We start from the raw sequence: 11,499 nt of genomic DNA, 5'->3' as shown, positions 1-11,499 counted from the left end.
CCGGCCGGATTCAGAGTTCGCCGAAGGCGGTCCGGATCGGCCCGGGCTGGATGCCGCTGGCCAGCAGCTGGCCGGCAACGGTTTCCTTCAGGCGCGCCAGGCCCTCGGCGTCGTTTGCTTCGCAGCGTGCCACCAGAATGTCCTGGGTGTTGGAGGCGCGCAGCAGCCACCAGCCCTCGTCGGTGCTGACCCGGATGCCGTCGATGTCGTTGAGTGCGGTGCCGTTCGACCGCAGCCGCGCCTTGATCTCCTCGATGACCGGGAACTTCCGCGATTCCGGACAGTCGATGCGCAGTTCCGGCGTATTGATCATGGCCGGCAGGCGGGCGTGCAGTTCCGACAGGCTGCGGGAGTTGCGGGCGATGATGTTCAGCAGCCGCAGTGCCGCATAGAGCGCGTCGTCGAAGCCGTAGTAATGATCGGCAAAGAAGATATGCCCGCTCATCTCGCCGGCCAACAGGGCACCGGTCTCCCGCATCTTGGCCTTGATCAGCGAATGGCCGGTACGCCACATCAGCGGCTTGCCGCCGTATCGCGTCACGGTGTCGAACAGCGCCTGGCTGGTTTTGACATCGGCAATGACGGTGGCGCCCGGATGGGCGCGCAGCACGTCCTCGGCCCACAGCATCATCAGTTGGTCGCCCCAGAGGATGTCGCCGCTGTCGTCGATCACGCCGATGCGGTCGCCGTCGCCATCGAAGGCGATGCCGAGGTCGCAATGCTGGCGGTGCACTTCCCGGCGCAACTGTTCAAGGGTTTCCGGCAGGGTCGGGTCCGGGTGGTGGCCGGGAAATTCGCCATCGACCTCGCCATTCAGTACGATGTGGCGGCCGGGGATCGCCCGCACGAGGCGTTCCACCACCGGGCAGGCGGCGCCGTTGCCGGGATCCCAGACGACGTTCAGCGGGCGGGCGAGATCGGTGTCCTGCAGCAGCCGCTTCACATAGGCGCCGAGCACCGAGCGGCGGGTCGACCTGCCCTGGCCGGTTTCCATCGCATCGCTGTCGATGATTTCGCCCAGTTCCTGGATCGCTTTGCCGTAGATCGTCTTGCCGCCAAGCACCAGCTTGAAGCCATTGTAGTCCGGCGGGTTGTGCGAGCCGGTGATCATGGCGCCGGCATCGGCCTTCAGGTGACGTTCGGCGAAATACAGCATCGGCGTCGGACCAACGCCGATCCGGATCACATCGAGGCCGGCACTGCGCAGGCCGCGCGCGAAGCGGTTGGCGATCTGGGGTGAGCTGAGGCGTCCGTCCTGGCCGACTGCAACCGTCTGGCCGCCGTGGCGCCGGACCATGGTGCCGAAGGCCCGCCCGAGGTTCTGGGCATCGTTCGGGCGCAACGTCGTACCAACGATGCCGCGGATGTCGTATTCCCGCAGGATGCTGTGATCGAACTTCTGCCTCGACATGGCCTTTTCTCCTGTGCCGCACAACCGATGCCTCGCTCTTAGAGGAAAGGCGCCGGTCTTGTGTGTGGTAAAGGCGTGTCCGGCCCGATCCACTGGCCGGTATGACAAAGAATCGATTTGCATGTGACTATTCTGTGGTTCGGCCACCGGCATGTCTTTGTGCCCTTGAACCGCCGCAAATGCCTGTTCATATTTTGCAGGTGCGAACAAGAGTCCCGCGGCTTCGCGACTGGAGGCATCTGCGGACTGGCGTTCGTTATCCGCCTTATTGCGGCGGACAAGCCCGCTCCGGCCGGTCATATGGCTGACGGAGTGATTCCATAATCAGGGGGAAACGCGAAGAGGAGGCGTAGCGTCGTCAGGCGCCGCGTTCGTGTGACTATTGTGCCAGACGCGGCAGTTGATTTTGAGACCCCGATAAAACCGCGAACAGGGAGCATCATGAAAGGGGCCGGTACATGGATGGTGCTGTGCGCCTGCCTGGCAACACTCTCGGCCTGCGATTCACGCCGCTGGCCGCTGGGTGCCGACTTCCGGCTGCCACCGCAGTCCGGCAGCAGAGCGGCCACGCCGACAGCCCCGGAAAAATCCCCCCGCACCGCAGCCACAGCCTCGCTCGGGCCTGCCGGCCGGTCACCGTCCGACAATGCCGGCGATCCCATACTGGTCGGCCTGAATGCCGACCAGCTGCGCGGCATGCTCGGCTCGCCTGCCGAGCAGGAGCAGGAGCCGCCGGCCGAGGTTTGGCGCTATCGCTACGGTCGCTGCACCCTTGATATTTCGCTCTATCCCGATGTTCACACCAACACGCTTCACTCACTCAGCTATGAGGTAAACGGAGATGACGGCACTGATCAGAGCAAACGCCAATGTACCGCCAGGCTTCGCTCCTGGGCGCACCGATAGTGCTGCGCCGCCGCAGCACCTGATATCGTCGGAAGCGGGCGATGCCCTGCGCATCGTGCTGGTCGACGACGACGACGACTTCCGCGAGGCGATCGGCGCCGAGCTGGAAGACCTCGGGTTCCACGTTACCGGCCTGCCCGACGGGCCGTCGATGCTGGACTATTTTGCGGCCGGCAACAGCAGCGACGTGGTAGTGCTGGACTGGCGCCTGCCGGGTACCTCGGGCCTCGATCTGCTCGGCCAGGCGCGTAGGCGCGGCATTGCCGTCCCCGTCGTCTTCCTGACCGGCATGCCGGCGGCGGCCTACGAGAATGCCGCCCTTGATGGCGGCGCGATGGATTTCGTCAACAAGTCGCGCGGCGCCGCCATCCTGGCAAAACGGATTCGCCTGATCTGCGAAGCAGGCAAGCTGCCGCCGGCGGAGCGGCATGAGGAAACGATCGCTTGCGGCGAACTCGTGCTGCGGCCGAAAGTCAGCCGCGCCGTGTGGCGGGACCAGGACCTGAATCTGACCGTGGTCGAATTCAACATCATTCGGCTGTTGGTGCAGAATGTCGACGAGTATGTCACCTACCGGGCGATTTATGACTGCGTGCATCATGCGGGTTTCATAGCCGGAGACGGAGAGAATGGATACCGAACCAATGTCCGCTCTTCCATCAAGAGAATTCGCAACAAGTTCCGCGCCATTGATCCGGACTTCTCCGAAATCGAAAACTTCCTGGCCTTCGGCTACAGATGGCGGAGCGAAACGTCCATGGCGTAGGCGCCTTCGGCTTGTCCGCCGGCTGGCGCATTCGCTGACGCTCAAGCTGGTCCTGCTGATCGGGGTGTTCATCGCGCTGCCGATCGTCCTGTACGGGCAGTTCGAAAGTGCCGACACCCAGCGCCGGGAACTGGTCAGTCGCGGCATCCAGCAGCGCAGCTGGCTGATCGCCCAGGCGCTGACCCCCTTGCTTGATCGCCCGGATGGTCTGCCGCACAAGGCGATGAATCAGATGCTGGCGCGATTCAACGACGGCCGCACGTTTCTCAAGCTGATGTTCCGCCCGGCCGGCACGGCGGCCGGCGGCAGCTTCTACTATATCGCATCGGCGCCGGAAGTGGCCGCCAACGGGGTCGGGGCGGAACTCCAGAGCCTGGCCGAGCACGGCGTGCTGCGACAGCTGGCCGACAGCTGCGAATGGAATACGCCGCTCGACCTGCGCTACCGGCAGCCGGACGGGCATGAGGAAATCCTGACCGCAGTGCTGCCGATCCAGTCCCGCTGGGGCTGCTGGGTGCTGGTCTCGTCGCATCCGGCCACCGAATTCCTGAATATCTCGATCGGACGGTCGTACTGGCAGACCCGCGAGGTACGGATTGCCGCGGCCATCTATCTGGCCTTTGCCCTGCTGGCGACCCTGGTCGCGGTCAGCGTGTGGCGCAGCCTGCATCATTTCCGCCGCGTCGCCCGCGAAATCCGCCAGGGCCGCGGTCGGGCCCGGCCGTTCGCCAACCGGGCCGTGGTCCCCGAACTGACCAGTGTGGCAGTCGATTTCGATTATCTGGTGCGCGACCTGCGCCGGGTGGCCCATGACATCCGCCAGACCGCCGAAGACAACGCCCATTCCTTCAAGGGCCCGATCAGCACGATCCAGTCGGCCATGGAACCGATCCGGAATATGGTGGCGGCGGAAAATCCGCGGGGCCAGCGGGCCATCCGGCTGGTCGATGCGTCGGTACGCCGGTTGTATGCCATGGTGAATGCCGCGCAACGGCTGGATCACGATACGGCGGACATGATCGATGCGCCGCGCATGGCGGTCAACGTAACCGATGTGGTCGGTGATATCCTGTATCGTTATCGCGAAACGCTGGGCGACCGCAATATCCGCCTGATCCGGGTGCTTGAGGAAAACGCACTCGTTTGGTCCGGTGCCGGTGTCATCGATATTGCATTCGAAAATATCCTGTCGAATGCGATCAGCTTTTCGCCGGCAGGCAGCGGCATTTCAGTCTACCTGTTCCGCGACAACGGCTGGGTGCACCTGCATGTGGATGACGAAGGGCCGGGCATCGCGCAGGAAAAACTGGAGCATGTGTTCGATCGCTATTTTTCGCTGCGGCCGCGGCGCGATCGCGAGTCCGGTGAAGGCGCCGCTCATGCCGGCCTCGGCCTGTGGATCGTGCGCCGGAATGTCGAGGCCCTGGGCGGCAGCATAGAAGCGATCAACCGCATCAGCGGCGGCCTCAGCATGCGCATCAAGCTGCCTCTTGCAGGATAGTTGAGTCTGCAGACACAGGAAGATCACTGGCCGATACGGCGTGGCCCGAAGATAGTCGGATCGTTGCACATATGACAGCGAGGTCGACAATGAATGCCGTGACGGATACCAGCCGGCTGCTGGAGCAGACCAGCTTTCGCATTCATCCCGTCATTCTGGCTGGCGGCTCAGGCACGCGCCTGTGGCCGCTGTCGCGGGCGTCCTACCCGAAGCAGCTGCTGCCGCTGACCTCCGAGCACACGCTGCTGCAGGAGACGGTCCTGCGCAACCTGTCCGATGCCGGATATGCCGAACCGATCATCGTCTGCAACGAAGATCATCGCTTCATGATCGAGGAACAGCTTCAGCAGGTCGGTGTTTCCGCGCAGCAGATCATTCTCGAGCCGGTCGGCCGCAACACCGGACCGGCGCTGACGGCGGCGGCCCTGTTGCTGAACCGCCGCGAACCCGGGGCGATGATGCTGGTGCAGCCAGCCGATCATGCCATCGGCGCGGTGGAAGCACTGCATATGGCCGTGCAGGCCGGCCTGTCGCCGGCCGATGCCGGGCGGCTGGTCACGTTCGGCATCAAGCCGACGCGCCCGGAAACCGGCTATGGCTATATCAAGATCGGCCCGGTCCTTGAAGGGGCCGACCATGTCCGCCATGTCGACCGGTTCGTCGAGAAGCCGGATGCAGAAACCGCGGCCCGCTACCTGGACAGCGGCGCCTTCCTGTGGAACAGCGGCATCTTCCTGATGTCGGCCAGCCATTATCTCGATCAGGTGGGCCAGCTGCATCCGGCCATGCTGGAGGCCTGCGAGCAGGCCGTGGAGCGCGGGCAGGAGGATCTTGGATTCTTCCGCCTTGACCGCGGCACATTCGCGAATGCGCCGGCCCTGTCGATCGACCGGGCCGTCATGGAGCATACCGCTCAGGCTGCGGTCATCCCCGTTGACATGGCATGGAATGATCTCGGGTCATGGCAGGCCCTGCACGAGGTCGGCGACGCCGATGCCGAAGGCAATGTCATTTCCGGCGATGTGATCGCCCATGATGTCAGCAACTCCTACCTGCGGGCCGACGGCAAGCTGCTGGCGGTCATTGGTCTCGATAATGTGGTGGTGGTGAATACCGATGATGCGGTATTGGTTGCCGCCGCCGACCGGGTCGGCGAGGTCGGGCAGATCGTCGAGGCCCTGAAGCAGCGCAACCGCCAGGAATCGCTCGGTCACCGCAAGACCAACCGCCCCTGGGGTTCTTACATGTCCGTCGATACCGGGGAGCGCTTCCAGGTCAAGCGCCTGACCGTCAAGCCGGGCGAGAAGCTCAGCCTGCAGAAGCATTTCCATCGTTCGGAGCATTGGGTGGTCGTACACGGCACGGCCATGGTCGAGCGCGACGGCGAGAGCATGCTGGTGCGCGAAAACGAGTCCGTCTACATCCCGATCGGTGCCGCACACCGGCTCGGCAATCCCGGCAAGCTGCCGCTGCACCTGATCGAGGTCCAGTCCGGCTCCTATCTCGGCGAAGACGATATCGTGCGTCTGGCGGACAGTTATGGCCGCCTTTGAGGAGGAGGACCGTCCGGCCCTGCTGATCGCCGGCGGGGCAGGTTATATCGGCAGTCATGTCTGCAAGGCGGTCGCCGAGGCCGGCTATCTGCCGGTTACCTACGATAACCTGATGTCAGGTCATGCCTGGGCGGTGCGCTGGGGGCCGCTCGAAGGCGGCGACCTGCAGGATCCGGCACGTCTGGACGAGGTGATGCGCCGCTACCGTCCGGTCGCGGTCATCCATCTGGCCGGCCTGATCATCTCAAGCGAATCGGTGCGCGATCCGGCGCTGTATTACGCCCATAACGTGGCCGGCACGCTCTGCCTGCTCGATGCCATGCGCCGCAACGGCATCGAGCGCATCGTCTTTTCGTCCAGCGCCGCCGTCTATGGCGAACCGGAGGTCAGCCCGATCTCCGAACAGCATCCGCAACTGCCGGTCAGCCCCTATGGCGACAGCAAACGGATGGTCGAAACGATCCTGCGCGACTATGCCCGCGCCTATGGCCTGCATTCGGTGTCGCTGCGGTATTTCAATGCCGCCGGCGCGAGTTCTTGCGGCGACATCGGCGAGGCCCATCATATCGAGACTCACCTTGTGCCGCTGATCCTGGAGGTGGCAGCCGGCGAGCGTGCGGCCCTGTCAATCTACGGGGCGGATTATCCGACCCGGGACGGTACCTGCCTGCGCGATTATGTCCATGTCTGCGACCTGGCCGATGCCCATGTGCTGGCGCTGCAATACCTGCAGCAGGCCGTGGGCGCCCATGCCTTCAATCTCGGCCATGGCCAGGGGGCGACCGTGCGCGAGGTTCTGGCAACAGCCGGGCAGGTGACCGGCCGGAAAATCCCGACCCGGATCGAGCAGCGCCGGCCGGGCGACCCGGCGATCCTGCTGGCGGACGCTACACGCGCCAGGCGTGTGCTGGGCTGGCAGCCGGCGGTATCGGACCTTGAGACCATCGTGGCCTCGGCCTGGCGCTGGCATCAAAGCATTTTGCATCGGAAGCAAGCCTATAGTAATGAATAAATGTGTTTTTTTGGCTTGTGAGGATGCAGATGGCCGTTTCCATCCGGGGGCTCCTCCCGAAACTGTATCTGACGGCGGCGATTGCCGGCCTGATCGGAACGTCAGGCGCCGCCTCGGCGCAGAGCACAACACGCGAATTGCCGCCCGATGAAGTGCCCCGCGGCGCCACGGTCGCCGAGCGGCCGCGGCCCGACTACGACCCGCCGGGCGTGCGGCTGGGCGGCTTCCTGCTGCTGCCCGACCTGACCGTCGCCGAAAGTTTCAACAGCAATATCTACGCGACGCAGAACAACCCGGCCAGCGACTTCATCACGGCGGTGTCGCCGAAGGTTGACCTGCGGTCGGACTGGGGCAGTCATGCCCTTAATCTGCACGCCGACAGCACCATCGTGCGCTACACGACGCATGATTCGGAAAACTACAACGACTATACCCTCGCGACCGATGGCCGCCTCGATGTGCTGCGCGACCTGCAGTTGTTCGGCGGCGCCGGGTATCAGGTGCGTCACGAGCCACGGTCCTCGCCGGACAACCAGGGTGGCGTCGAGCCGACGGAATACAGCGTCGCCTCGGTCAATGCGGCGGTCGAGAAAACCTTCAACCGCCTGGTCATGCGCCTGGATGGCAAAGCCGAACGATACGTCTATCAGGACGTCGCTGCTGCCAACGGCACCACCATCAGCCAGTCCGGCCGCGACCGCGACCAGAGCGAGCTGTCATTGCGCAGCGGCTATGAATTCGCTCCGCACCGGCAGATCTATGCGCTCGGCGCGGCGAACAACCGCCGTTACGACAATACGCTGGATTCCGGCGGCTTTGCCCGCGACTCCGACGGTTATCTGATGGCGCTGGGGACCAGCTATGACATCGATGGTGTCATCATCGTCGATATCTATGCCGGTTATCGCGAGCAGAATTACGATGACGCGCGTCTCGACTCGATCGGCGGCTGGACCAGCAAAGGCAAGCTGACCTGGAATGTGACGCGCCTGACCACGATCACCGGCACGCTGTCGCGCGAGATCGAGGAAACCACGCTGGCCAACGCCTCCGGTTATTTCGCCACCGTGGCCAATCTGCGTGCGGATCACGAACTGCTGCGCAATCTGCTGCTGAATGCATCGGTCGGTTATGAAGACGACGACTTCGAAGGCATCGGCCGCAACGACCGCTACTACACCGGCACTCTCGGGGCCAAGTACCTGCTGAACCGGAATTTCTCGCTGTCCGCAGGCTATGGTTACCGGACGCGCAACTCGGATGCCGCCAATTCCGACTTCAGCGAGAATGTGGTTTTTCTGCGGCTGAGCAGCCATCTCTGAGCCACGCAGCCGCATTCAGAGGCCATTGTTTGGTCACACCCCGATCTGACCGATCTTGATACAAGACGCCTGAGAGCTGTCGCCCCGGGGCGACAGCGCAACTCAGGAGGGGCGCTGCCATGCCTCGTATCCAGGATCGAATTTTCCGGACGCTGCGTCGATGCCTTGGCCTGTTCACGGTTCTGGCCGTGGCCGGCTTCCTGCTGCAGGGCTGCGGCGCCCCGGCGGAGCCATCTGATGCCCCGCCGGTCGCCTCTGCCGCCGATGCCTACAAGCTGGGTGCCGGCGATCATGTCCGCATCACGGTTTTCGGTCAGCCCGATCTGACCGGCGAATACACGGTCGATGGCGGCGGCATGCTGGCCTTTCCGCTGGTCGGCGAGATTCATGCCGGCGGCCTGACCGCATCGCAATTGCAGACGACACTGGTCGACAAGCTGCAGCCGCAATATCTGCGCGATCCCAGCGTCAGTGCCGAAATCCTCACCTACCGGCCGTTCTATATCGTCGGCGAAGTTCGCGCGCCCGGCAGCTACCCCTATGTTGCGGGCATGACGGTGATCAATGCCGTTGCCCTGGCCGGTGGTTATACCTACCGCGCCCGCGAGGACGATTTCTACATCACCCGCCGCGCCAGCCCGGGCGACCGCAAGCGCCTGACGGCTTCGGCCAATGCGCCGGTCCTGCCGGGTGACGTGATCACCGTACGCGAGCGGTATTTCTGATGGCTGTTCCCGATCGTTTCGCCGCCGTCGGCCCGCTGCGTACCGGCCCGGCCCTGCGGGCACCGGAGCCGCCACCGTATTACGCCGCGCCGCCGCCGCCCGAGCAGCCGGAATTCGTCGATCTGTTCCGCCGGCTGTGGCGTCACCGGCTGCTGGTCATGGGCTGCCTTGTGGCCTGCGCCATTGCGGCAATCGTCGCCGTGCGCGCGATGCCGTCCTATTACATCGCCGAGGCCCGCGTCGTGGTCGGCGTGCCGGCCCTGCGCGTTCTCAATATCGAATCCGTTCTTGCCGACCTCAATCCGGATGCCGACCAGATTCAAAACGAGGCCTATGTCGTGCAGTCCCGCGCGGTGGCCGGTCAGGTGGTCGACAGTCAGCGCCTGATGCAGGATCCGGAGTTCAATCCGACCCTGGCGCCGCCATCGTTCTGGAGCCGCCTGCTCGCCAGCGCCGACCGCCTGATCAGTGGCGTGCGCGAGAAGCTTCCGGCGGAACTGCGGAAAGACGATAGCGCGGCAGCGCCGGCGGCGCCGGTGCCCCATGGCGGCAATGCCCGTGATGCCGTCGTCGACGCACTGCTCTCGCGCCTCGACGTCTCGGTGCTCGGCCGGTCGCATGTGCTGAGCATCAAGATGCGGGCCGCCGAATCCGACAAGGCGGCGGCGTTGGCCAACGCTTTCGCGGATCGCTATCTGGCGCAGCAGAAACAGGACAAGGTCGCGGCGAATGACGAGGCGGAAACCTTCCTCGTCAACCGGATCACCGAGTTGCGGGCCCAGGCCGACAAGGCCGACCGCGCCGTGGAGGAATACCGCCAGCGCTACGGACTGTACAAGGGCGCCAGCGTGGGCGTCACCACGCAACAGCTGACCGAGCTGAACACCCAGCTGATTTCGGCGCAGACGGCCAAGGCCGAGGCCGAATCCCGGCTGGGCGAGGCGCAGGCGCTGAGCAAGACCGGCATCCAGGGCGACAGTATCCCGGTGGTCCTGCAATCGCCGCTGATCCAGTCGCTGAAACAACAGGAGGCGACGGCGGCCGGGCGGCTGGCCGATCTGTCCGGCAGCTATGGTCCGCAGCATCCGCGGATCGTGCGGGCGCGCGCCGAAGTCGAGGATATCCGCCGCAAGATCCGGCTGGAGATTTCCCGCACGGTGGACGGGCTGCGTCACGAGGCCCGCACCGCCCAGGCACGCTATGAGGCGTTGCGACAGAATTTCGAGGCACTCAAGAAGCAGACCGGCGGCGTGAACGAGAAATCCATCGAACTCTCGGCACTGGAGCGCGAGGCGACGGTGGACCGCAACCTGCTCGAGCAGATGATGAGTCGGGCCAAGGAATCGATCGGCCAGGACCAGTTGCAGCGGCCGAATGCCAAGCTGATCTCGGTGGCATCGCCGCCGGCACGCCCGGGGTATCCGCCGAAGACGCTGATCGTGTTTCTCGGCGCCGTCGGCGGTCTGCTGCTCGGCATGGCCATCGCCCTGCTGAAGGACAGCATCGATTCGAGTTTCCGCCGTGGCGATCAGATCGAGGCTGCCACCGGGCTGCCGGTGCTGGCCATGGTGCCGGTGCTGACCGGGCGCATCACGCCGATCGCCCATGTGCTGCGACGGCCGATCTCGCCCTACAGCGAAGCGCTGCGGAAGCTGAATATCGGGTTGGAAATGTCGGAAGCCACCCATTCGCCGAAGACGGTCCTGTTCGCTTCGGCGGTGCCGGAAGAGGGCAAGTCGGTGCTGGTCAGTTCCCTCGGCCGCATGCTGGCGAGCCACGGCCGGCGCGTGCTGCTGATCGACTGCGACTGGCGCAATCCGCGGCTGCACCGGCTGTTCCGCTGCGGCAATCGCACCGGCCTGGCCGACCTGCTGACCGATGAAGATATCGGCGTCGAGCCGCATATCGTCTCCGACACCCTGTCCGGCGTCGACATTCTGCCGGCCGGTCAGTTTACCGCCCAGGCGATGCGGTATCTGACATCCGATCGCATGCGGCTGCTGCTGGATGCGCTGTCCCAGCGCTACGACCTGATCCTGCTCGACAGCGCGCCGGTCCTGGTCGGCGCGGAAATCCTCACCCTGTCGCGCATGGTCGAGAAGGTGGCCTATGTGATCCGCTGGGGACATACCCGGCGGGATGTCGCCATGGAGGCCCTGAAAGACCTGGTCGACGTGCATGCCGACATCGCCGGTGTTGTCATGACGCGGGTCGATCCCAAGGGCTATCGCAAATATGCGGCCGGCCACCTGATCTACGAATACGAACGACCGATGCTGGCCAAGGCAGCCGAATGGAACTGA

The 11,499-nt window shown here is 64.5% G+C and carries 9 protein-coding genes; 8 read left to right on the top strand and 1 reads right to left on the bottom strand.

Features of this window, described 5'->3' with window-relative positions:
- Nucleotides 1–10: 10 nt before the first annotated feature.
- Nucleotides 11–1,411, bottom strand: a complete 1,401-nt coding sequence (gene pgmG, locus ACFOOQ_RS00420) for a phosphoglucomutase/phosphomannomutase PgmG (RefSeq protein ID WP_379720102.1) — start codon at nucleotides 1,409–1,411, stop codon at nucleotides 11–13.
- Between the two features lie 441 nt (nucleotides 1,412–1,852).
- On the opposite strand from pgmG, the gene ACFOOQ_RS00415 reads away from it, so the two are divergent.
- From ACFOOQ_RS00415 to ACFOOQ_RS00380, 8 genes are all read left to right on the top strand, one after another.
- Nucleotides 1,853–2,317 (top strand): hypothetical protein, encoded by a 465-nt coding sequence (locus ACFOOQ_RS00415; protein WP_379720099.1) that lies wholly within the window; start codon nucleotides 1,853–1,855, stop codon nucleotides 2,315–2,317.
- On the top strand, nucleotides 2,253–3,083 hold the full coding sequence (locus ACFOOQ_RS00410; RefSeq protein ID WP_379720096.1) for a response regulator transcription factor: 831 nt from the start codon (nucleotides 2,253–2,255) through the stop codon (nucleotides 3,081–3,083). Before ACFOOQ_RS00415 ends, ACFOOQ_RS00410 begins: the two co-directional genes overlap by 65 nt.
- Before the next feature lie 64 nt (nucleotides 3,084–3,147).
- Nucleotides 3,148–4,584, top strand: coding sequence for a sensor histidine kinase (locus ACFOOQ_RS00405; protein WP_379720093.1), 1,437 nt, complete (start codon nucleotides 3,148–3,150; stop codon nucleotides 4,582–4,584).
- Nucleotides 4,585–4,673: 89 nt separating this feature from the next.
- Nucleotides 4,674–6,137, top strand: a complete 1,464-nt coding sequence (locus ACFOOQ_RS00400) for a mannose-1-phosphate guanylyltransferase/mannose-6-phosphate isomerase (protein WP_379720090.1) — start codon at nucleotides 4,674–4,676, stop codon at nucleotides 6,135–6,137.
- Nucleotides 6,124–7,149, top strand: coding sequence for a UDP-glucose 4-epimerase GalE (gene galE / locus ACFOOQ_RS00395; protein ID WP_379720087.1), 1,026 nt, complete (start codon nucleotides 6,124–6,126; stop codon nucleotides 7,147–7,149). The genes ACFOOQ_RS00400 and galE overlap by 14 nt, the downstream gene beginning before the upstream one ends.
- 29 nt (nucleotides 7,150–7,178) lie before the next feature.
- Nucleotides 7,179–8,471 carry an outer membrane beta-barrel protein gene (locus ACFOOQ_RS00390; RefSeq protein ID WP_379720084.1) on the top strand — a complete coding sequence of 431 codons (1,293 nt, stop codon included), beginning with the start codon at nucleotides 7,179–7,181 and terminating at the stop codon, nucleotides 8,469–8,471.
- Nucleotides 8,472–8,590: 119 nt separating this feature from the next.
- Complete coding sequence (locus tag ACFOOQ_RS00385) at nucleotides 8,591–9,196, top strand: polysaccharide biosynthesis/export family protein (RefSeq protein ID WP_379720081.1); 606 nt, start codon at nucleotides 8,591–8,593, stop codon at nucleotides 9,194–9,196.
- A complete protein-coding gene (locus ACFOOQ_RS00380; protein WP_379720078.1) occupies nucleotides 9,196–11,499 on the top strand; it encodes a GumC family protein in 2,304 nt (767 codons plus the stop codon). Before ACFOOQ_RS00385 ends, ACFOOQ_RS00380 begins: the two co-directional genes overlap by 1 nt.

The sequence above is a fragment of the Ferrovibrio xuzhouensis genome (assembly GCF_042648965.1).
GTDB lineage: Bacteria > Pseudomonadota > Alphaproteobacteria > Ferrovibrionales > Ferrovibrionaceae > Ferrovibrio > Ferrovibrio xuzhouensis.
This window is presented reverse-complemented; position numbering and strand designations above follow the sequence as displayed.